General features: G+C 54.6%; 18 protein-coding genes. 7 read left to right on the top strand and 11 right to left on the bottom strand.

Annotated features, from left to right (window positions below; translation table 11 throughout):
* Positions 1-7 precede the first annotated feature (7 nt).
* Positions 8-2176: a DUF3274 domain-containing protein gene (locus K5E19_RS10195; RefSeq protein ID WP_221551104.1), complete on the bottom strand. Its 2169-nt coding sequence runs from the start codon at positions 2174-2176 to the stop codon at positions 8-10.
* Positions 2177-2538: 362 nt separating this feature from the next.
* Entirely contained in the window at positions 2539-3471 is a 933-nt protein-coding gene (locus tag K5E19_RS10190; RefSeq protein ID WP_221551234.1) for a TIGR01212 family radical SAM protein, read from the bottom strand.
* 687 nt (positions 3472-4158) lie between these two features.
* Here K5E19_RS10190 and gltB point away from each other — a divergent pair.
* A complete protein-coding gene (gene gltB / locus K5E19_RS10185) occupies positions 4159-8619 on the top strand; it encodes a glutamate synthase large subunit (RefSeq protein ID WP_221551102.1) in 4461 nt (1486 codons plus the stop codon).
* A 9-nt stretch (positions 8620-8628) separates the two neighbouring features.
* Entirely contained in the window at positions 8629-10047 is a 1419-nt protein-coding gene (locus K5E19_RS10180) for a glutamate synthase small subunit (protein WP_148401070.1), read from the top strand.
* 27 nt (positions 10048-10074) lie between these two features.
* Here K5E19_RS10180 and sspB read toward each other — a convergent pair whose 3' ends face one another.
* From sspB to zapE, 5 genes are all read right to left on the bottom strand, one after another.
* Positions 10075-10572, bottom strand: coding sequence for a ClpXP protease specificity-enhancing factor (gene sspB, locus K5E19_RS10175; protein WP_221551100.1), 498 nt, complete (start codon positions 10570-10572; stop codon positions 10075-10077).
* Between the two features lie 5 nt (positions 10573-10577).
* Positions 10578-11216, bottom strand: coding sequence for a stringent starvation protein SspA (gene sspA / locus K5E19_RS10170; protein ID WP_010436114.1), 639 nt, complete (start codon positions 11214-11216; stop codon positions 10578-10580).
* A gap of 306 nt (positions 11217-11522) precedes the next feature.
* Positions 11523-11915: a 30S ribosomal protein S9 gene (rpsI, locus tag K5E19_RS10165; protein ID WP_003860436.1), complete on the bottom strand. Its 393-nt coding sequence runs from the start codon at positions 11913-11915 to the stop codon at positions 11523-11525.
* A gap of 15 nt (positions 11916-11930) precedes the next feature.
* Entirely contained in the window at positions 11931-12359 is a 429-nt protein-coding gene (gene rplM, locus K5E19_RS10160) for a 50S ribosomal protein L13 (RefSeq protein ID WP_006178824.1), read from the bottom strand.
* A gap of 292 nt (positions 12360-12651) precedes the next feature.
* The gene (zapE, locus tag K5E19_RS10155) at positions 12652-13776 is read right to left on the bottom strand and encodes a cell division protein ZapE (RefSeq protein WP_221551098.1); all 1125 of its coding nucleotides are present in this window, start codon (positions 13774-13776) and stop codon (positions 12652-12654) included.
* 189 nt (positions 13777-13965) lie between these two features.
* On the opposite strand from zapE, the gene zapG reads away from it, so the two are divergent.
* The 3 genes from zapG (at position 13966) to degS (ending at position 17062) form a co-directional block, all read left to right on the top strand.
* Positions 13966-14364 carry a Z-ring associated protein ZapG gene (gene zapG, locus K5E19_RS10150; RefSeq protein ID WP_010436126.1) on the top strand — a complete coding sequence of 133 codons (399 nt, stop codon included), beginning with the start codon at positions 13966-13968 and terminating at the stop codon, positions 14362-14364.
* Between the two features lie 170 nt (positions 14365-14534).
* Positions 14535-15902, top strand: coding sequence for a serine endoprotease DegQ (gene degQ / locus K5E19_RS10145; RefSeq protein WP_221551096.1), 1368 nt, complete (start codon positions 14535-14537; stop codon positions 15900-15902).
* Positions 15903-15994: 92 nt separating this feature from the next.
* Entirely contained in the window at positions 15995-17062 is a 1068-nt protein-coding gene (gene degS, locus K5E19_RS10140; protein WP_089598450.1) for an outer membrane-stress sensor serine endopeptidase DegS, read from the top strand.
* An 88-nt stretch (positions 17063-17150) separates the two neighbouring features.
* On the opposite strand, the gene mdh is transcribed toward degS, so the two are convergent.
* Positions 17151-18089 carry a malate dehydrogenase gene (gene mdh / locus K5E19_RS10135; protein WP_010436131.1) on the bottom strand — a complete coding sequence of 313 codons (939 nt, stop codon included), beginning with the start codon at positions 18087-18089 and terminating at the stop codon, positions 17151-17153.
* 398 nt (positions 18090-18487) lie between these two features.
* Here mdh and argR point away from each other — a divergent pair, with 398 nt between their 5' ends.
* Complete coding sequence (argR, locus tag K5E19_RS10130; protein ID WP_010436133.1) at positions 18488-18958, top strand: transcriptional regulator ArgR; 471 nt, start codon at positions 18488-18490, stop codon at positions 18956-18958.
* 374 nt (positions 18959-19332) lie between these two features.
* The gene (gene yhcN, locus K5E19_RS10125; protein ID WP_010436136.1) at positions 19333-19596 is read left to right on the top strand and encodes a peroxide/acid stress response protein YhcN; all 264 of its coding nucleotides are present in this window, start codon (positions 19333-19335) and stop codon (positions 19594-19596) included.
* Positions 19597-19655: 59 nt separating this feature from the next.
* Here yhcN and K5E19_RS10120 read toward each other — a convergent pair whose 3' ends face one another.
* The 3 genes from K5E19_RS10120 to aaeB all read right to left on the bottom strand — a co-directional run bounded on the left by K5E19_RS10120 (position 19656) and on the right by aaeB (position 23484).
* Entirely contained in the window at positions 19656-19928 is a 273-nt protein-coding gene (locus K5E19_RS10120) for a barstar family protein (RefSeq protein ID WP_010436138.1), read from the bottom strand.
* A gap of 45 nt (positions 19929-19973) precedes the next feature.
* The gene (locus K5E19_RS10115; protein ID WP_221551094.1) at positions 19974-21428 is read right to left on the bottom strand and encodes an NAD-dependent succinate-semialdehyde dehydrogenase; all 1455 of its coding nucleotides are present in this window, start codon (positions 21426-21428) and stop codon (positions 19974-19976) included.
* A gap of 88 nt (positions 21429-21516) precedes the next feature.
* Positions 21517-23484 (bottom strand): p-hydroxybenzoic acid efflux pump subunit AaeB, encoded by a 1968-nt coding sequence (gene aaeB, locus K5E19_RS10110; protein ID WP_221551093.1) that lies wholly within the window; start codon positions 23482-23484, stop codon positions 21517-21519.

The following is a 23484-nucleotide window of genomic DNA, read 5'->3' as shown; positions in this document are numbered from 1 at the left end:
GGCATCCCTATTTTTCGTTAATTTGGCTAAGACTTAACGCCCGTGGCATATCCCATTGCAAAATATTTTTTTCCTCGAAACTGGCTGACTTGACAATTCCCGTATCAATTTCCAACTTATTACGTTGATTAGGTCGTGTTCCTACATAATCATTCACCACGCCAAAACATCCTTTCGGAAGTACATTTTGGGGCTTATTCATAAAATCTTTAGTATTTTCCTTATTAAGGCGTCCCGTTTTGTAATAATCGGTTGCATAGCTATTTTTATTCAACGGATCCCTCCAGTCCGCACGATGCAACAAATCCTCCCAAAAACGGCCTGCCTTAAAATCAAATGACTTACATTGACCAATTGCCAAATCAAAAGCCATAGCATGGGAGGGCGCAAATTCACTCATCACAATTGACGAATGCTGGCTGTACCCTACGGGATCGGCTTTCTTCCATTCCTCTTCCAGCTCATCACGGTTTTTTAGCCACACCAGCGTCATGTTTCTGAACGTATCAACGCCCGACACAACCCCCTGAATAACCTTGTGCTTTCGTTCAAAGCTTATCCCTTTCAACTCGTCTGGAGTCAGTGAATGGCCTGGCTTCATTGAGGGATAATAATATTTATCCATGGGAAACATGGCTGAGGCTGTCCTACTCAGGGTATGGGCTTTAGCAGAATACGAAATGTAGGCATCCGGGCTGTCTGGATCGATACAGGTTTCATAGGGGGTATCGCAGGTTTTCGGGTCGTTATCCTTTCGGTTTCTCTCGCCCTGTAACTCATAGACGAATGGCTCAGGTAATTCTTCGCCATTTACAACGACATCACGAGCAGAGTAAACCGCGTTCGTCACTGAACTGTACTTCGCATCCCCGCTCTGTGTCGCAGGCAGTTCAAAGCGCGTTCCGTCTGGCGGGAGACCGACCTGACCGTGCTGATAAAAGACACGCTGATACAGGTTTGGAATATCACTGGCGATGTTTTGCGGGATCCCCCGCCAGCCAATGCCCTGAATGTTTTTCAGGGATACCGTCCCGTCGTTCGGGCAGAAATAGTTATACACCTTACCGTTGTTGTCCCGACGGTACCGCGCATCCTGCCGCAACGGGTTATCCGCCGGTTTTCGTAATGTGCACGCGGCCTCCATCGCCAGTAGGTTAGCCTCGGACACCTCACCGCCTTTGTACTGCGTCGCTATCAGGGCACAGAAATTGCTGAACGTCTGCTGACGGGCAGCGCTGGTCTGGTGATGCCCGGATTGCGCGTTTTCTAACATTCGCTCTTCCAGCGAATAGGGGGAGTGGTTCAGTATGGTACAGTTAACGGGATCGTAACCAGCCTGCTTTACCAGCATATTGGCTAGCATGGTAATGATGGTGCCCTGGCTGTGCGCCACGACATTAATCACATCCTTAGTTGTGACTGGCTCCTGGCGGATTTGAATAATCAAATCCGCCAGCCGCTGTGCGGCAAAAAACTGGTAGATGCGGTGCGGGTTGGGAAAGATGGGGTGGGTGAAATCGCCGCCATTTGCATGCAACGTCATAAAACCGGTGGCAGCGACGGCAACGCCACCGGCCCCAGGGCCAAGCATGTCCGGTATATTGGTGGTTGCATTGGCAAACGTGCCACCACCTTTGGCAAAATTGATATCGAGCGCATTTTTAAAGCAGTCATTCTGAAATGCAAACGCCCCTTTACTGTCATTACCCAGCGCGGCCTTCTTGGTTTCGTCGTCTTCCTGGTAGGCATCGTAAGGGATGTGGGCGTCGCTGCCCAGTTTTCCGACTTCGTCCCGATAACGCTTCTGGTCAGCGCGCCACTCCTCATGCGTAACCGGCTTATAGCCCCAGTAAAAGGGGATAATGGGAGAACGTCCAGGCTCACAGATTTTTTTTTGCGCCTCTTCGTTGTGGGACATGATGAAATCTTTCCACTCGTGCGCATACAGGTCTGAACGGTTCAACCGCTTGCTTAACCCGGCAATTATCCCTTTTTCCTGATTCTGATAAGCTTCCCCAACATCGTTCACACCGTGCACCAGAATCACAATGCATGGCATGGGTCGTGGAACGCCGATACTGCGGGTTTGGGCTACCAGCCCGAGGCTTTTGTAAACAGGAATATCATTTTCTGAAATAACTCGCGGGCAGTACGGGCTTTTTTTTACGCCTGTCATCAGTCATTCTCCAGAAAGACAATCTCAATGATGGAAACGCAGCAGCAGGAATCATCGACCATACAAAATATCCTTTTTAGAGTGGCGATGTAAAACAGTACGCCTGTAAAGCGCGAAATTAAATACGAAATAAAATATTAATAGCACTCACAGAAAACCGCATTATTCATGCAACGAATAAATAACGGGAGAGTGAGGGCGAGTTTAATTCGACATTAATAGTATGATGCTTACTCACGACAGAGGTACACACTAGCGAAACGGGTTGTAATTGATAAAAACTCATCAAATAAATGAATAACAAAATTCATATATATTGATGAGCTTTTATTAATACTATTCATATTAATTATTATAAAACGCTAATGCTCAGAAAAAGGAATCCACGGCTTTCCAAGCGCCGAACCCTGCACACCGTTCTCCTGCAGATAGCGGTCGATTTCCACCATCCCCGTCCAGCGGTTCTCACACCATAGCGGTGCCAGAAGCGTTGGACGGCGGGCGCTGGCGGAGATGCGGTGGTAGACAATTTCCGGCGGCGTGTGGCGAATCATCTCCCCCGCCGTCACCGTATAGTCCTCAAGCTCAATTCCGCTTAACCGCCCCGCTTCCCAGGCTTTCGCCATAATGCTTCCCGTAACGATATGCAGCGGGTGCAGCTTAATGCCGTCCACGCCGGTCTCAACCACCTTTTCCAGCGTTTCAAGGCCATGCTGTTGACCTTCGCCAGGTAACCCAACAATCAGGTGTGAACAGACCTTCAGCCCACGCTCACGGGCCAGGCGCGTGGTGCGCTGGTAGCAGGCGAAATCATGACCACGATTGATGCGGTGCAGGGTTTTATCGTGCGCGGTTTGCAGGCCCAGCTCCAGCCAGATCTCGTAGCCTTGTGCTTTGTACTCGCTGAGCAGATCCAGCACCGCGTCCGGTACGCAGTCCGGGCGCGTCCCCACGCACAGCCCAACGATGTTAGCCTGGCTGACGGCCTGCTGATACATAGAGCGCAGCACCTGCACCTCCGCCCACGTGCTGGTGTAGGCCTGAAAATAGGCCAGATACTGCTTCGCGCGGTTCACCAGGCTCGCCTGATGCGCGAGCTGTTCCGCGATAGATTTATGCTGCTGGGCTTCGTCAGCAAAGGACGCAACGTTACAGAAGGTGCAGCCGCCGCGCCCGATGGTGCCATCGCGATTCGGGCAGCTAAACCCGCCGTGCAGCGTCAGCTTATGAACCTTTTGCCCGTACCGCTGCAAAAGATCCCCACCAAACATATTGACTAATTTCTGTAACTGCATAATCTGATAGACCGTCCCGGAGAAAGGGGACAAGCCTGCCACTTTTAGCCTCTGTCGGCGATGACCTGGATCAATCGCCCTGGACGGCCTTTATCTATATGAATAAATAATCAGGATTACTGCAATTTCATTCACACCATCCGTGATTACTTTTCCTTATGTTCTGATTGTTTTTTTCATTTATAGCGCCACCACTGAAAAACAGTGGGTTTATGCGGGTTTGCATTCAATGCCAGATTATTATTCTGCTATAAAACGGCTATTCAGCACGCTACATTGATAATACCGCTTTCATATAGTGAGTCAGATCACACTCCGCTGCGTCCTGCCAGGGCGTACAATCAATGTAAAAATAGTTAAACATCCTTTAATTACAATCACATAAACTCTCTTTAGCACATTTTTGGATAAATAAGATTGCCATTTGACCTGTGTACCAATTCCCGATAAGTTGGAAATCCGCTGGAAGCTTTCTGGATGAGCGGCCTGCTCATCATATTTATGCAGTAATTGAGATTCCCTCTGAAGCAAGTCCTCAAACTTGTTTACCTGCGCGAAAGGATGAAAAAGAGGGCGAATGCGAGGTCCGCGTATGAAGCGCAAACCCCGTCGCCATGCTCTTTCTGTGCCTGTGCGCCACGGTAAAGTTCAGTGGGAAGCCCGACGAGCCTGGGGAGGTTCACTGATATGTTGTACGATAAATCCCTTGAGAAGGATAACTGTGGTTTCGGCCTGATCGCCCACATAGAAGGCGAACCTAGCCACAAGGTAGTGCGTACTGCTATTCACGCACTGGCCCGAATGCAGCACCGTGGCGCTATTCTTGCCGATGGTAAAACCGGCGACGGCTGTGGCCTGCTGCTGCAAAAACCGGATCGTTTCTTCCGCATCGTGGCGGAAGAGCGCGGCTGGCGTTTAGCCAAAAACTACGCTGTCGGCATGCTGTTCCTGAATCAGGATCCTGAAAAGGCTGCCGCCTCACGCCGCATCGTCGAAGAAGAACTTCAGCGTGAAACCCTGTCTATCGTCGGCTGGCGCGATGTGCCAACCAACGAAGGGGTGCTCGGTGAAATCGCCCTCTCCTCGCTGCCTCGTATTGAACAGATTTTCGTCAACGCGCCTGCGGGCTGGCGTCCGCGTGATATGGAACGCCGTCTGTTTATCGCCCGCCGCCGCATTGAAAAACGTCTCCAGGACGATAAAGAGTTCTACGTTTGTAGCCTCTCGAACCTGGTGAACATCTATAAAGGTCTGTGTATGCCGGCTGACCTGCCGCGCTTCTACCTGGACCTGGCGGACCTGCGTCTGGAATCGGCCATTTGCCTGTTCCACCAGCGCTTCTCCACCAATACCGTTCCACGCTGGCCGCTGGCTCAGCCGTTCCGCTACCTGGCGCACAACGGCGAGATCAACACCATCACCGGTAACCGCCAGTGGGCACGCGCCCGTACCTATAAGTTCCAGACGCCACTGATCCCTGACCTGCACGATGCCGCGCCGTTCGTGAACGAAACCGGCTCTGACTCCAGCTCAATGGATAACATGCTGGAATTGCTGCTGGCAGGCGGGATGGACATCGTTCGCGCCATGCGTCTGCTTGTGCCACCGGCATGGCAGAACAACCCGGATATGGACCCTGAGCTGCGCGCGTTCTTCGACTTTAACTCCATGCACATGGAGCCGTGGGACGGCCCGGCAGGCATCGTCATGTCCGACGGTCGCTTCGCTGCCTGTAACCTGGACCGTAACGGTCTGCGTCCGGCACGCTACGTCATCACCAAAGACAAGCTCATCACCTGTGCTTCTGAGGTCGGCATCTGGGATTACCAGCCTGACGAAGTGGTCGAGAAAGGCCGCGTCGGCCCGGGCGAGCTAATGGTTATCGACACCCGCGGCGGGCGCATTCTGCACTCTGCTGAAACCGATCACGATCTGAAAAGCCGCCATCCGTACAAAGAGTGGATGGAGAAGAACGTGCGTCGTCTGGTGCCGTTCGAAGATCTGCCGGACGAAGAGGTGGGCAGCCGCGAGCTGGACGACGATACCCTCGCAAGCTTCCAGAAGCAGTTTAACTACAGCGCGGAAGAGCTGGACTCCGTCATCCGCGTACTGGGCGAAAACGGCCAGGAAGCGGTCGGCTCCATGGGTGATGATACCCCGTTTGCCGTGCTCTCCAGCCAGCCGCGCATTATTTACGACTACTTCCGCCAGCAGTTCGCGCAGGTCACTAACCCGCCTATCGACCCGCTGCGCGAAGCGCACGTGATGTCGCTGGCGACCAGCATCGGCCGCGAGATGAACGTCTTCTGCGAAGCCGAAGGCCAGGCGCACCGTCTGACCTTTAAATCGCCGATCCTGCTGTACTCCGATTTCAAACAGCTCACTACGCTGAAAGAGGATCACTATCGCGCCGACACGCTCGATATTACGTTCGACGTGACCGAAGCGACCCTCGAAGAGACCGTCAATGCGCTGTGTGACAAAGCCGAACAGATGGTACGTAACGGTACCGTTCTGCTGGTGCTGTCCGACCGCAACATCGCGAAAAACCGTCTGCCGGTGCCTGCGCCAATGGCGGTGGGTGCTATCCAGACGCGTCTGGTCGATAAGAGCCTGCGCTGCGACGCCAACATCATTGTTGAAACCGCCAGCGCCCGCGACCCGCACCACTTTGCCGTGCTGTTAGGCTTCGGCGCGACGGCGATCTACCCGTACCTGGCCTACGAAACGCTGGCCCGTCTGGTGGATACCCGCGCCATCGATAAAGATTACCGCGCGGTGATGCTGAACTACCGCAACGGCATCAACAAAGGTCTGTACAAGATCATGTCCAAAATGGGCATCTCGACCATTGCCTCCTACCGCTGTTCGAAGCTGTTTGAAGCGGTCGGCCTGCATGACGAGGTCGCCAATCTCTGCTTCCAGGGCGTGATCAGCCGTATCGGCGGCGCCGGTTTTGCTGACTTCCAGCAGGATCTGGTGAACCTGTCCAAACGCGCCTGGCTGGCACGTAAGCCGCTGGATCAGGGCGGTCTGCTGAAATACGTTCACGGTGGCGAATACCACGCTTATAACCCGGACGTGGTGCGCACGCTGCAGCAGGCGGTTCAGAGCGGAGAATACAGTGATTATCAGCAGTACGCTGAGCTGGTAAATAACCGTCCGGCGGCAACGCTGCGCGACCTCATTGCCCTCAATCCGGGTGATGAAGCGGTCAGCATTGACGAGGTTGAGCCTGCATCAGAACTGTTCAAACGCTTCGATACCGCGGCGATGTCCATCGGCGCGCTGAGCCCGGAAGCCCACGAAGCGCTGGCGGAAGCCATGAACAGCATCGGCGGCAACTCCAACTCCGGTGAAGGCGGTGAAGACCCTGCGCGTTACGGCACCAATAAAGTGTCCCGTATCAAGCAGGTGGCATCCGGTCGCTTTGGCGTGACGCCTGCGTACCTGGTCAACGCCGACGTGATCCAGATTAAAGTCGCTCAGGGTGCTAAACCGGGCGAAGGCGGTCAGCTGCCGGGTGATAAAGTTACCCCGTACATCGCCAAACTGCGCTATTCCGTGCCGGGCGTGACGCTGATCTCCCCGCCGCCGCACCACGATATCTACTCTATCGAGGACTTAGCGCAGCTGATTTTCGACCTGAAACAGGTCAACCCGAAGGCGATGATCTCCGTGAAGCTGGTTTCCGAACCGGGCGTCGGCACCATCGCCACCGGCGTGGCAAAAGCCTATGCGGATCTGATTACCATCGCCGGCTACGACGGCGGTACCGGCGCCAGCCCGCTCTCCTCCGTGAAATACGCGGGCTGTCCGTGGGAGCTTGGCCTGGTGGAAACCCAGCAGGCGCTGGTGGCTAACGGTCTGCGTCACAAGATCCGCCTGCAGGTGGACGGTGGCCTGAAAACCGGCCTCGACATCATCAAAGCAGCGATCCTCGGCGCGGAAAGCTTCGGCTTCGGTACCGGCCCGATGGTAGCGCTGGGCTGTAAATACCTGCGTATTTGTCACCTGAACAACTGCGCAACCGGCGTGGCGACTCAGGACGAGAAGCTGCGTAAGAACCACTATCACGGCCTGCCGTTCAAAGTAACCAACTACTTTGACTTCATCGCCCGCGAAACCCGCGAGCTGATGGCGCAGTTGGGCGTGAAACGTCTGGTGGACCTGATTGGCCGCACTGACCTGCTGAAAGAGCTGGAAGGCTTCACGGCGAAGCAGCAAAAGCTGGAGCTGTCTAAGCTGCTGGAAACCGCGCAGCCGCACCCGGGCAAAGCGGTCTACTGCACCGAGAACAACCCGCCGTTCGATAACGGCGTGCTGAACGCGCAGCTGTTGCAGCAGGCGAAGCCGTACGTGGACGACAAGCAGAGCAAAACCTTCTGGTTTGATATCCGCAACACCGACCGCTCCGTGGGCGCCTCCCTCTCCGGCTACATCGCGCAAACGCACGGTGACCAGGGGCTGGCAGCGGATCCGATTACCGCGCACTTCAGCGGTACCGCGGGTCAGAGCTTCGGTGTGTGGAACGCAGGCGGCGTTGAGCTATACCTGACCGGCGATGCCAACGACTACGTCGGTAAAGGCATGGCGGGCGGTCTGCTGGCGGTGCGTCCTCCGGTCGGCTCCGCCTTCCGCAGCCACGAAGCCAGCATCATCGGTAACACCTGCCTGTACGGCGCGACCGGCGGTCGTCTGTTCGCAGCAGGCCGTGCGGGCGAGCGTTTTGCGGTGCGTAACTCCGGTGCTATCACCGTGGTGGAAGGCATTGGCGATAACGGTTGTGAATACATGACGGGCGGGATTGTTTGCGTAATGGGTAAAACCGGCGTGAACTTCGGCGCGGGCATGACGGGCGGTTTTGCGTACGTCCTGGACGAAGACGGTGAGTTCCGCAAACGCGTGAACCCGGAGCTGGTGGAAGTGCTGGACGTTGATACGCTGGCTATCCATGAAGAACATCTGCGCGGCTTGATTACCGAGCACGTGCAGCATACCGGTTCTTCGCGCGGCGAAGAGATCCTGGCGAACTGGCCGGCGTTCTCTGCGAAATTCGCGCTGGTTAAGCCGAAGTCCAGCGATGTTAAAGCCCTGTTGGGTCACCGTAGTCGTAGCGCAGCAGAGCTGCGCGTGCAGGCGCAGTAAGGAATTTAGATGAGCCAGAACGTATACCAGTTTATCGACCTGCAGCGTGTTGATCCGCCAAAGAAACCGCTGAAGATCCGCAAAATTGAATTTGTTGAAATCTACGAGCCGTTTTCAGAAGGCCAGGCCAAAGCACAGGCAGACCGCTGCCTGTCCTGCGGTAACCCTTACTGCGAATGGAAATGTCCGGTACACAACTACATCCCGAACTGGCTGAAGCTGGCCAATGAAGGACGTATTTTTGAAGCCGCCGAGCTGTCTCACCAGACCAACACCCTGCCGGAAGTGTGCGGCCGCGTCTGTCCTCAGGACCGTCTGTGTGAAGGCTCCTGTACGCTGAACGATGAGTTTGGCGCGGTGACCATCGGCAACATCGAGCGCTATATCAACGATAAAGCGTTCGAAATGGGCTGGCGTCCGGATATGACCGGCGTGCGTCAAACCGACAAGCGCGTGGCCATCATCGGCGCAGGCCCGGCGGGCCTGGCCTGTGCAGACGTGCTGACCCGCAACGGCGTGAAGGCGGTGGTCTTTGACCGCCATCCGGAAATCGGCGGTCTGCTGACCTTCGGTATCCCGGCCTTCAAGCTGGAAAAAGAGGTCATGACCCGTCGCCGTGAAATCTTCACCGGCATGGGCATTGAGTTCAAGCTGAACGTGGAAGTGGGCCGCGACGTGCAACTCGACGACCTGCTGAAGGATTACGACGCCGTGTTCCTCGGTGTGGGCACCTATCAGTCCATGCGCGGTGGTCTGGAGAACGAAGAGGCACCAGGCGTTTATGATGCCCTGCCGTTCCTGATTGCCAATACCAAGCAGATCATGGGCTACGGCGAAACCGCTGATGAGCCGTTCGTCAGCATGGAAGGCAAACGCGTGGTGGTACTGGGCGGCGGTGATACCGCGATGGACTGTGTGCGTACCTCCATTCGTCAGAACGCGGCACACGTGATCTGCGCCTACCGTCGTGACGAAGAGAACATGCCGGGCTCTAAGCGCGAAGTGAAAAACGCGCGTGAAGAGGGCGTGGAGTTCCAGTTCAACATCCAGCCGCTGGGTATTGAAGTGAATGCCAACGGTAAAGTGAGCGGCGTGAAGATGGCGCGCACTGAGATGGGCGCACCGGATGCGAAAGGTCGTCGTCGTGCGGAAATCGTGGCAGGCTCTGAACACGTGATCCCGGCCGATGCCGTGGTGATGGCGTTTGGTTTCCGTCCTCACAGCATGGAATGGCTGGCGAAACACAGCGTTGAGCTGGATTCGCAGGGCCGCGTGATTGCGCCAGAAGGCAGCGATAACGCATTCCAGACCAGCAACCCGAAAATCTTCGCCGGTGGTGATATTGTTCGCGGTTCTGACCTGGTGGTGACGGCGATTGCCGAAGGGCGTAAAGCCGCTGACGGTATACTGAACTACCTGGAAGTGTAAAAAAAACAGGCCCGATTGGGCCTGTTTTTATTTCACGACGCGAAGTGCCGGACGACCACCGCGCGGAGGCGGATCGTCATCAGGGTCATTGTCGTCGAGATGATCGGGTTTGTCGCCATCAATAAGTGACATCACCGTGTCGCTTTCGCGCTCATCGGAAGCGTTGTCATCATTCAGGCTGGCAACATCTTCGTCATACGCCGCTTCCGGCTCGAACATGGTACCCGCGCCGTTCTCACGTGCGTAGATCGCCAGAACCGCAGCCAGCGGTACGGAAACCTGACGCGGCACGCCGCCAAAACGCGCGTTAAAGCGCACTTCGTCGTTTGCCAGCTCCAGATTACCCACCGCACGCGGCGCAATGTTCAAGACGATCTGTCCGTCACGTGCGTATTCCATAGGAACCTGCACGTCCGGCAACGTCACATCCACAACCAGGTGCGGCGTGAGCTGGTTATCCAGCAGCCATTCATAGAAGGCGCGCAGCAGATACGGACGGCGTGGGGAAAGTTGTGACATTTCCACAGTCATTAGCCTCGGCCGAGACGCATTTCACGTTCCGGCTCAGTCAGAGAAGCCAGGAAAGAGTCGCGTTCAAATACGCGCGTCATGTAGCCTTTCAGCTCTTTCGCACCCGGACCGCTGAACTCAACACCCAGCGTAGGCAGACGCCACAGCAGCGGTGCAAGGTAGCAATCGACCAGGCTGAACTCATCGCTCAGGAAGAAAGGCTTCTGACCAAAGACTGGCGCGATTGCCAGCAGCTCTTCACGCAGTTGTTTACGTGCGGCATCCGCTTCAGACGACGTACCGTTAACGATAACGTTCATCAGCGTATACCAGTCTTTTTCGATACGCTGCATGTACAGGCGGCTTTCACCACGCGCAACAGGGTAAACAGGCATCAGTGGCGGATGCGGGAAACGCTCATCCAGGTATTCCATAATGATACGGGATTCCCACAGGGTCAGCTCGCGATCCACCAGCGTTGGTACGCTCTGGCTCGGGTTGAGATCGATCAGATCCTGAGGAGGGTTATCCTTTTCCACATGCTCGATCTCAAAACTGACACCCTTCTCGGCCAGCACGATACGAACCTGATGGCTATAAATGTCAGTAGGACCAGAAAACAGCGTCATTACCGAACGTTTGTTGGCAGCGACAGCCATGAAAACCTCCAGGTATATTCAGAATTTTACTGCTACCGGCCCACCAGGGCCAGCCAGATGATGTATTGCCCATCCCAGAGAAAACACATTGTTCAAGAATCGAACAAAAATCGAGTATTCACCGATATTTGGGCAGAAAATTGGATGATAGTTTACCAGATTTTGATGGCTTTGTGGTGAGGGGATTCTGGAAATGTGGAAAAAGAGGAGATATATCAATTCATGTTGTGGATAACCTACGCATTATCCATAAAAAAACCCGCCGAAGCGGGTTTTTCGCCAATCGTTCTGCGTAAGCAGAATGGATTAACGTTTGGAGAACTGTGGACGACGACGTGCTTTACGCAGACCCACTTTCTTACGTTCAACCTGACGCGCGTCACGAGTAACGAAGCCAGCTTTACGCAGTTCAGAACGCAGGGATTCGTCGTACTCCATCAGAGCGCGGGTGATACCGTGACGGATCGCACCTGCCTGACCGGAGATACCACCACCTTTAACGGTGATGTACAGATCCAGTTTTTCTACCATGTCAACCAGTTCCAGCGGCTGGCGAACTACCATGCGGGCAGTTTCGCGACCGAAGTATTGTTCCAGAGAACGCTGGTTGATTACGATTTTACCACTGCCCGGTTTGATGAAAACGCGAGCTGCGGAACTTTTGCGGCGACCAGTGCCGTAGTATTGATTTTCAGCCATTGCCTATAATCCCGATTAGATGTCAAGAACTTGCGGTTGCTGTGCCGCGTGGTTGTGCTCGTTGCCTGCGTAAACTTTCAGTTTACGGAACATAGCACGACCCAGCGGGCCTTTTGGCAGCATGCCTTTAACCGCGATTTCAATCACACGCTCAGGACGGCGAGCAATCATCTCTTCAAAGGTCGCTTCTTTGATACCACCGATGTGGCCAGTGTGGTGATAGTACACTTTGTCAGTACGCTTGTTGCCGGTTACAGCAACTTTATCAGCGTTCAGAACGATGATGTAATCACCGGTATCAACGTGCGGAGTGTATTCCGCTTTATGCTTACCGCGCAGGCGACGAGCCAGTTCAGTAGCCAGACGGCCCAGAGTTTTACCGGTCGCGTCAACAACATACCAGTCGCGCTGTACGGTTTCTGGTTTAGCTGTAAAAGTTTTCATTAAAAGCTTACCCAAATAATAAGTTACACGTTGGTGAACACCCAAACGTTTAGTCAGTTGAGGCTCACACGACAAAGTCCGGCAAACCTACCCCTTCGAATAGCACATGCCGACACATAGAAAGTTTCGGGAAAAAAACCTTCTCGTAACGTGGGGTCGCAAGATTATAGAGAAGTTGAGGTCAAAGATCGACCCTTAAATGCGATTTGAAATGGGTTTTTCGAGGGGGAGTATTGTGCGGTCTGGTGCCCTCACCCCCAGCCCCTCTCCCACAGGGAGAGGGTGGCATTTGTTACGGCATATGCTCCAGCTTCAGGTATTCCTCGCTCTGCATTTCCTGCAGGCGCGACAGGCAGCGCTGGAACTCAAACTTCAGCCGCTCGCCCTGGTAAATCTCATATAAAGGTACCTCGGCGCTGACCACCAGCTTAACGTGGCGCTCGTAAAACTCGTCCACCAGCGCAATGAAGCGTCGCGCTTCGCTTTCCATCAGGCGCGTCATCACCGGCACATCCAGCACCATCACGGTGTGGAACAGGCGCGATAGCGCGATGTAATCATGCTGGCTGCGGGCATCGACGCAGAGTGTCGCAAAGGAGACGGCCAGGGTTTGATTTTCTACACCCTGAGTTTGCAAGGGACGATGGTTAATCTCGAGTTCTGGGGCGCGCTCACGTTTCGCCCCCGCCAGCGCCAGCCACAGTTTATCCATCTGGTTTGTGGTTTCTGCGTTCAACGGCGAAAGCCACAGATGGGCCTGAGTCAGCGTGCGCAGGCGGTAATCCACGCCCGCGTCAACGTTCATGATGTCGCAATGCTGTTTTATCGCATCGATAGCGGGCAGGAAGCGCGCGCGCTGTAAACCGTTGCGGTACAGCTCGTCAGGCGGAATGTTCGAGGTCGCCACGAGCGTAATCCCACGCGCAAACAGCGCTTTCATCAACCCACCCAGCAGCATCGCATCCGTAATATCGGAAACAAAAAATTCGTCAAAGCAGAGGACGTCCGTTTCCGCCTTAAAGCGGTCGGCCACAATCTCCAGCGGATCGCTTTTGCCCTGTAAGGCCGTCAGCTCTTCGTGAACCCGCAGCATGAAGCGGTGAAAATGCAGACGCTGCTTTCGCGTGCCCGGCAGGCTCTGGTAGAACATGTCCATCAGCCAGGTTTTACCGCGCCCGACGCCACCCCACATATATAAGCCACGTACCGACGCGTTAACCTGAGGTTCTTTTTTTCCCAATAACCGGCCGAATGCCGCCTTCAGCCCACTACTTTGCACCGCCTCAGCGGGTTTCGCCGTGAGCTCCTGATAAATGGTTTCCAGGCGATTAACCGCTTCACGCTGGACGTCATCCGGCTGATGTGAGCCCTCATTCAGGGCCAGTTGGTAACGCGATGAGGGGGACAGGCTTCGCATAATCTTATTGTTATTCCTTCGGTTATGGCTCATCAGCAGGCGCGACTGATGAAAAAAAGGCCGTTCTACACTACGCGATGATACGTCAGGATTCCACTTCTGAAGAAATAGCGGTTATAGTGGCAATATCAGGCACAGGCAGGAGCCGAGCCAACACCCTACGGAACAACAAGACAACGGGAGAAGTTCATGACCTGGGAATATGCGCTAATCGGTTTAGTCGTCGGCATCGTCATCGGTGCTGTGGCCATGCGTTTCGGTAATCGCAAATTGCGTCAGCAGCAGTCACTGCAGTACGAACTGGAAAAGAACAAAGCCGAACTGGAAGAGTATCGTGAAGAGCTGGTCAGCCACTTTGCCCGTAGCGCCGAGCTGCTGGACAACATGGCCACCGACTATCGCCAGCTGTATCAACACATGGCGAAAAGCTCCAGCAGCCTGCTGCCGGAAATGACCGCAGAAACGAATCCGTTCCGCAACCGTCTGGCAGACTCTGAAGCGGGTAACGATCAGGCTCCGGTTCAGATGCCACGCGACTATTCGGACGGCGCATCCGGCCTGCTGCGCGGTGGCGCAAAACGCGATTAATCGCACAACATAAATAAATTTTACGGGCGCATCTCTTGCGCCCGTCCTTTCTTCCCGTCCCCAGCTATTATTTAGTCAAACACCTCATTGTTCAGCGGTTGAAAATTCAATAACATCAAGATGTTTTTGGGCCGTTCTTCTTTCATTCCAGGATACGAGAGTCAGCATCAATGAAGAAAAAAAACCAGCTGTTGAGCGCTTTAGCGTTAAGTGTCGGGTTATCTCTCTCGGCGTCCTTCCCTGCCAGCGCGGCACTGCCTTCGCAGGTGCCGGGACAGGCAGCCATTCCTAGCCTCGCGCCGATGCTGGAAAAAGTGCTGCCCGCCGTGGTCAGCGTCCAGGTCGAAGGCACCGCGCGGCAAAGCCAGCGCGTGCCGGAAGAACTGAAGAAATATTTCGGTGATGAATCTCCCGACCAGCAGGCGCAGCCATTTGAAGGTCTGGGCTCTGGGGTGATTATCGATGCGGCCAAGGGCTATATCCTGACCAACAACCACGTGATCAGCCAGGCGGATAAAATCAGCGTCCAGCTCAATGATGGCCGGGAATTTGACGCCAAGCTGATCGGCGGCGATGACCAGAGCGATATCGCGCTGCTGCAAATCCTCAAACCCAGCAACCTGACGCAGATTACGATTGCAGACTCCGACACGCTGCGCGTGGGCGATTTTGCCGTCGCCGTCGGTAACCCCTTCGGCCTGGGCCAGACTGCCACTTCCGGGATCGTCTCCGCACTTGGGCGCAGCGGCCTGAACCTGGAAGGGCTGGAAAACTTTATTCAGACCGACGCGTCTATTAACCGCGGTAACTCGGGTGGTGCGCTGCTCAACCTGAACGGTGAGCTTATTGGTATCAACACGGCGATCCTCGCACCCGGCGGCGGCAGTATCGGGATTGGCTTTGCCATACCGAGCAATATGGCCAAAACCCTGTCTCAACAGCTCATTCAGTTTGGTGAAGTCAAACGTGGACTGCTGGGCATCAAAGGGATGGAGATGAGCGCGGATATCGCCAAAGCCTTTAACGTCAACGTCCAGCGCGGCGCGTTTGTCAGCGAAGTGCTGCCAAACTCCGGGTCGGCGAAAGCAGGCGTGAAATCCGGCGATGTCATCGTCAGCCTGAACGATAAGCCGCTGAACAGCTTCGCAGAACTGCGTTCTCGCATTGCCACCACCGAGCCTGGTGCCAAAGTGAAACTCGGTTTGATACGCGACGGCAAACCGCTGGATGTTGAAGTCACGCTGGATAAGAGCACCTCTTCTTCCGCCAGCGCGGAGCTGATCGCCCCGGCCCTGCAAGGCGCGACGTTGAGCGACGGCCAGCTCAAAGACGGCACGAAAGGCATTACCATTGATACCGTCGAGAAGAGCAGCCCTGCCGCACAGGCGGGCTTGCATCAGGATGATGTCATCATCGGCGTGAACCGCACTCGCGTGCAATCTATTGCCGAAATGCGCAAGATGCTGGAAAGTAAGCCGACGGTCATTGCCCTGCAGGTTATCCGTGGCAAAGAGACTATCTATATTTTATTGCGCTAAGCATTTGCGACCCCGGACATCGCCGCTGCATGTGATGTCCGGATAACTCATGTTATGCTGCAAACCGTTCCTTTTTTAACGACACGCGCATCATGCTTTTAAAGCTCTTTCGTTCCATTGCTATCGGTTTGATCGTTGCTGGCCTGCTGTTGGTGGCTATGCCGTCTTTGCGTCAGTTCAACAAACTGACGGCACCCCAGTTTGACAGTACGGATGAAACGCCTGCCACTTACAATCAGGCTGTTCGCCGTGCCGCACCCGCCGTGGTCAACGTTTATAACCGAGGACTGAATACCTCGGCCCATAACCAGCTGGAGATCCGCACGCTCGGCTCCGGGGTGATTATGGATGAACGTGGCTACATCATTACCAACAAGCACGTGATCAACGATGCCGACCAGATTATTGTCGCCTTGCAGGATGGTCGCGTGTTTGAAGCGTTACTCGTGGGCTCGGACAGCCTGACCGACCTGGCGGTTCTGAAGATCAACGCCACGGGCGGCCTGCCCACCATTCCTATCAACCGTAAGCGCACGCCACATATTGGCGACGTCGTGCTGGCGATTGGTAACCCGTACAACCTGGGCCAGACCATTACCCAGGGGATTATCAGCGCCACCGGTCGAATCGGCCTGAACCCGTCAGGACGGCAGAATTTCCTTCAGACCGATGCCTCAATCAACCACGGCAACTCCGGCGGCGCGCTGGTGAACTCACTGGGTGAGCTTATGGGCATCAACACCCTCTCGTTCGATAAGAGTAACGATGGCGAGACGCCGGAAGGGATTGGTTTTGCGATTCCGTTCCAGCTGGCAACCAAGATCATGGACAAGCTCATTCGCGACGGGCGCGTGATCCGTGGCTACATTGGTATCGGTGGACGTGAAATTGCGCCGATGCATACCCAGGGCGGCGGGATCGATCAGATTCAGGGGATTGTGGTGAATGAAGTGTCGCCTGGTGGCCCGGCCGCTAATGCGGGCATTCAGGTTAATGATGTCATTGTGTCGGTTAATGGCACGCCAGCAGTTTCGGCTCTCGAAACAATGGACCAGGTGGCGGAGATCCGTCCTGGCTCAATCATCCCGGTTGAAGTCATGCGCAATGATAAGAAGCTGACGATTCAGGTGACGATTCAGGAATACCCGGCAACAAACTGACAGCCATAAAAAAACCGAAGCCTGTGCTTCGGTTTTTTTTTTGCCGGGTGGCGCTTACGCTTACCCGGCCTGCGAGGGAAAGTGCGTTTTATTTATTAACGAACTCTTCGCCCAGAGTGATATCTTTCTTCAGCGTATCCAGCATGCCTTCCATCGCGTTTTGTTCAAACGCGCTCAGCGTGCCAATGGATTTACGCTCTTCAATACCGTTTTTGCCCAGCAGCAGCGGCTGAGAGAAGAAGCGAGCATGTTCGCCGTCGCCTTCAACGTAAGCGCATTCAACAACGTTTTTCTCGCCCTGCAGAGCACGAACCAGAGACAGGCCGAAACGCGCCGCCGCCTGACCCATAGACAGGGTTGCAGATCCGCCACCCGCCTTCGCTTCCACCACTTCGGTGCCCGCGTTCTGGATGCGTTTAGTCAGGTCAGCCACTTCCTGCTCGGTGAAGCTCACGCCTGGGATCTGCGACAGCAGAGGCAGGATCGTCACGCCAGAGTGACCGCCGATAACCGGCACTTCCACTTCCGTTGGCTGCTTGCCTTTCAGCTCAGCAACGAAGGTGTTGGAACGGATGATATCCAGCGTGGTCACGCCGAACAGTTTGTTCTTGTCGTAAACACCCGCTTTCTTCAGCACTTCTGCTGCGATAGCAACGGTGGTGTTCACCGGGTTAGTGATGATACCGATACAGGCTTTCGGGCAGATTTCAGCGATCTGCTGTACCAGGTTTTTCACGATGCCCGCGTTGACGTTGAACAGGTCAGAACGATCCATACCAGGTTTACGTGCCACACCCGCAGAGATCAGTACGACGTCAGCACCCTGCAGCGCAGGACGCGCATCTTCACCGGAGAAGCCTTTGATTTTCACAGCGGTCGGGATGTGGCTCAGGTCAACCGCCACACCTGGGGTTACCGGAGCAATATCGTACAGGGAGAGTTCTGAGCCTGAAGGCAGTTGGGTTTTCAGTAGTAGGGCAAGCGCCTGGCCGATACCACCAGCAGCGCCGAGGACTGCAACTTTCATCCTAAACTCCTTATTATGGTTAACTTTAAGTATCTGTAACTCCGTTGCGGCGACCATAATTCAGCGAGTAAATAATTACAATTTTCGTAGCTAAAGAATTTGAGGTCGCGCGTCTTTCACCTTCGCCTGAATGCTATCGGGCAGCGGGCAGCAACGAAATAAGAGGTGGTTACAATACACCTTGCCACGCCACCAAAACAACATCATTTTGATAACATTTAATTTACTTTTAAGCTTATTTGCGCGGCGTGACCCAGGCATGTTTTCCGATAACGGAATCTGATAAAATCACTCCCTTTCATAACATTATTTCAGCCTACCGCCAGGTAGATAGTTTGCATAAAAATTCATCCACATGCATAATAATGTTGTTTCTATCGTCATATTCCGGGTGACTTATGCGAAGCTCGTCTAAGCAAGAAGAATTAGTGAAGGCGTTTAAAGCGCTGCTCAAAGAAGAGAAATTCAGTTCTCAGGGAGAAATTGTTCAGGCGTTGCAGGAACAAGGCTTCGAAAACATCAATCAGTCGAAAGTCTCCCGCATGTTAACCAAGTTTGGCGCGGTGCGTACCCGCAATGCCAAAATGGAAATGGTCTATTGCCTGCCTGCTGAACTTGGCGTGCCGACTACCTCCAGCCCGCTGAAGAACCTGGTCCTCGACATCGACTATAACGATGCCGTGGTGGTTATCCACACCAGCCCGGGTGCGGCGCAGCTGATTGCTCGCCTGCTGGACTCATTAGGTAAAGCGGAAGGCATCCTTGGCACCATCGCCGGTGATGACACCATCTTTACCACCCCGGCAAACGGTTTTTCGGTGAAAGATCTCTACGAAGCGATTCTGGTCCTGTTCGAACAGGAACTGTAATCCTCCTCCCCGCGGCCTGCTGCGGGGATTGTTCTGCCCCCGCTACGTTATCCCCTCTTTTATACTGCCTCTTACTTTGACAAATAGTGCTTTTTACCAGCCATTAACATTCATCTGGTGAATGCTAAGGCGCAAAACCGCACAAAAAATCAAAGTGCTATATCTCTATGATTTTATTGGATTCACCTCTAATAAACGGTGAATAAATAACCATTTTTATACATTTTGGTTATAAAAATCTTATCCGTTAACACGTAATCACCCATGAAACAATTAGTCTGGTATTAATTTTATGCGTTATTAGTGTATACTTGATTTTGTGATGAGGGTCACAAAGCAAGACCCCACTAAAAAATTCGACGAGGTAAAGAATCATGAAAATCAAAACTACTGTAGCGGCTCTGAGTATCCTGTCTGTCCTGTCATTCGGCGCTTTTGCGGCTGATTCCATCAACGCAGATCAGGCGCAATCCCGTGAGGCAATCGGCACGGTGTCTATTGGCGCGGTCGGGACGTCTCCGATGGATATGCATGAGATGCTGAACAAGAAAGCGGAAGAAAAAGGTGCATCCTCTTATCGCATCATTGAAGCACGTAGCGGTGACACCTGGCACGCAACTGCTGAACTGTATAAATAAACCCTCGTCGTATCTGCTCATACGACTTGCCCCTGGCCTCACGGTCAGGGGCTTTTTTTTTAATGTCGCGCATTAAAACGCAACTGTCCTTCAAGCTCTTCTTCGGCTTCATCAAACAGCAGGATCAGCGCGCCAAAGCGTCTGCGCAGCTTGTCGGGCAAATGAATGAACTCGATCTCCAGCGGTAAGGGCAGCTGACTGCCGGTAACCACATCCCACAGCGTATCCAGATTGGTGACGCTTTCCCGCTCCAGGTTGAATACCCGGGTAAATTCTCGATAAAAGTCGTCCTGACTGTCGATTTCGTCAAAATCAAAGGTATACGTTTTCATTGCCAGCCACCTGGTACAGGCGGGCGGAATAGGCCGCCCTGTCTATTATAATCCCCCGATATGCAGGGTTTTGACTTCCAGAAACTCTTCCAGCCCCAGCACGGAACCTTCGCGCCCCAGCCCGGACTCTTTTACGCCACCAAAGGGTCCCAGTTCGGTGGATACGGCACACTCGTTGATCCCAATCATCCCGCTTTCAATCGCCTGTGAGACGCGGAACACGCGCGACAGGTTCTGAGTGTAGAAATAGGCCGCCAGCCCGTAAGGGGTGTTGTTGGCGCGCATAATCACTTCGTCTTCCGACGTAAACCGGAAGCAGGCGGCCACCGGGCCAAACGTCTCCTCTTCCGCCAGCTTCATTCCTTCATGACAATCACCGAGTACCGTGGGCACCCAGAAGTTGCCGCCGAGGGAATGCGCTTTGCCGCCTGCCAGCACCGTGGCGCCTTTTGCAACGGCATCTTCTACATGTTCGCGTACTTTATCGACGGCGGAACCGTCAATCAGCGGACCAACAACGACGCCCTCTTCCAGGCCGTTGCCGACTTTCAAAGCGTTTACCGCATCGGCGAGTTGGTTCACAAACTTGTCATAGACCGTTTCCTGAATATAAAAACGGTTTACGCTGACGCAGACCTGCCCGGCGTTGCGGAACTTGTTCGCAATCGCGCCCTTAACGGCTGCATCAATATCCGCGTCCTCAAAAACGATATAGGGCGCATTGCCCCCCAGTTCCATCGACACTTTCTTCATCGTCTCGGCAGCGTTGCGCACCAGGGTTTTCCCCACAGAGGTTGACCCGGTGAAGGAGATTTTGCGCACATCATGGCTGGCCATGATCGCGTCGCTGATTTCATGCGTATTGCCCGCCACCGCATTGAGTACGCCGTCCGGCACGCCAGCCTGCTTCGCCAGTGTGAGCAGGGCAAAAGCGCTCAGCGGAGTATTGTTGGCGGGTTTAATCACGCCGGTACACCCTGCGGCCAACGCCGGACCGAGCTTGCGGGTGAGCATCGCCATCGGGAAGTTCCACGGCGTAATGGCGGCAACCACGCCGATGGGTTCGCGGGTCGCCAGAATGCGGGAGCCGGGTTTCACCGGAGGGATAATTTCACCGTTCGCGCGCTTGGCCTGCTCAGCAAACCACTGGATAAAGCTGGCGGCATACTCCACTTCGCCCTCGGCTTCTTTCAGGGGCTTGCCCTGTTCGGTGGTCATTAACCGTCCGAGCCAGCTTTTGTTTTCGATAATCAGTTCATACCAGCGATAGAGGATCGTCGAACGCTCCTTCGCGGTTTTGGCGCGCCACGCGGGGAAGGCTTTTGTCGCGGCGGCAATCGCTTCTTCGGTTTCCGCTTTACCGGCTTTCGCCACTTTGGCGATCACGTCACCTGTCGCCGGGTTCAGCACGTCAAACGTGGTATCGAGAGTTTTCCAGATGCCGTTAACAAGATATCCGTTTTGAAAAAGAATGTTGTCCTGGAGAGCCTGGGTAGTCATGTGTCCTCCCTTCCTGAATGTAAGAGCCTGCAGAACTAAGTATAGCCACAAAAAAACCGACGCTTTTGGCGTCGGTTTTTAATCTCACTTAATTGTCAGTCAGGACATTCTGGTAGCGATGCAGCATGAAGACCAATCGCCCGACCGGCTCGGTGACCTGAGGTGGCGCATCCCAGGCCTTGAGCTTCTCCTGGTAGATGTCTAGCTCTTCAAGCAGCTGTTTAAAATAGCGACGCCGTTTGTCATCGCTGGACGCCGCGATCACATGGTCGGCCGTGTGGCGCAACTGACGGTGAAAGGCAGACAGATCGTCGTTAACCGGCACAGGTGCATTCCGCAGGCGCTGGTGCGCGATGATCATGGTTAACGCCAGACGGAACCTGGCAACGTCCCCCGGAAATTTATTGAGCAGCAGGAACAGCTGCTGATAAAGCGCAGGAAGGTGGTTCTCTTTGCGACGCGCGGCGTTGGTTGTCATGGATGATACGGCAGCCGACACAAACTGATTCAACAGCACACGACCGGTCCGCGCCTGAGAGTTATCCCGCACCAGCAGTATCACCATCATCGCCAGGAAACAGCCCACCAGCTGACCTAACGCGCTGTCGAGGAACTGGCTGAAATGGAAGGTCATCGGGTTATCCAGCACAATAATGTTAATGGTACTGGCCAGCGCACCCAGCGATCCCAGACGGCGCTTCTGCACTTCTATCCCAATAAAGAATGCCATTACCGCCAGGCTAATGCAGAGCAGCAGCATGCTTTGCTGTGTCGACGGGATGATCACCAGGAAGTAGAGCGCACCAATGGGCAGTGCGGCAATGGTGCCGTAGAGGAAATCGATGGCGACCATGCGCGGGTTGGGCAGGCGCATCGCCAGCGCGGTAACGACGGCAATCATGACCATTGCGCCGCTACCGGACGTCCAGCCGGTCCACAGCCAGAACAGCGTGCCGAGCATACAGGCCAGCGTGGTGCGCCAGAAGTTGACCATGGCGTGATGGCGTTCTGCCGATTCCGGCTTGATCACCACCTCGCCCTGCAGCACCTCTTCTTCCGCCGCGCTGATTTTGGTATTACCCGTCACACCGCGCTTAAGCAGCAGGTAGCGCGTCGCGGCCCCGACCCAGGTGTAAATCGTCACCGGCGTATCGCGTTCCCCCGTCCAGCCGATAACGCGACGCATGCGTTTGAGCTGCCGGTGCACGTCCTGCACCGTTTCGACCGGTTCGTCAAAGAGCTCACGGAAGGTGTCCGTTACCACCTCCGGCCGCGTATTCTGAATCAGATAGGTTTCGCACGCCTGGGTGATCAGCGTTAAGGAAACGGTATTGATCGCTTTCAGGCGACGGTTGGCGCGTTCCCAGCGCGAAGATTCCATGTTGAGGTTGCTGCGCATTCCCTCCAGCGCCTGCGTGCGGCGCACCAGGCTGCTCCACGCTTTATCCACCTCTTCGCTGTCACCGTGCTTGATGCACAACTGCATCAGCTGGTACTGGGCAACAATCAGCGCGTCGAGCTCACGGTCGACTTCCTGCTTGATGGAGCGCGGGGAGAAAAGCAGATCCGCCACGATCGCGCAGACGATACCAATGACAATCTCGCTGCAGCGTTCAACCGCAAACTGTGGGGCAAGCAGCGGTTCGGACTGAATGGTGATGACAATGATCAGCGCGGTATAGCCCGCCAGCCCCCATGCGTAGGAGTTTTCAACTTTGACCAGCGAAGAGATCCAGGTGCAGAACCCTGCCCAGATACAGCACACCATGATCATCAGCAGCGGGGTGCGGATCATCAAAATAATGATGGTGAGCGCGGCGAAACAGCCGATAAACGTCCCGACGATACGCAGCATACCGCGGTAGCGGATGGCGCCAGAGTAAGGTTCACCGCCCGCGGCAAAGGCGGGGCCAGCCGCAACGATAGCTGCCGTCAGCACCGCCCAGCGGGGCGTTTCAAGCTGGAAGTGAAAGCCGACAAACAGCGCCAGCACGATGGCACATGCCAGCTTCACGGCGAAGCGAATGTGCTGGCTGGCGATGGAAAAGATACCCAT

The sequence above is a fragment of the Enterobacter sp. RIT637 genome (assembly GCF_019718755.1).
Lineage (GTDB): Bacteria > Pseudomonadota > Gammaproteobacteria > Enterobacterales > Enterobacteriaceae > Enterobacter.
The sequence above is the reverse complement of the archived record's forward strand: the minus strand, read 5'-3'. Positions and strand labels throughout refer to the sequence as shown.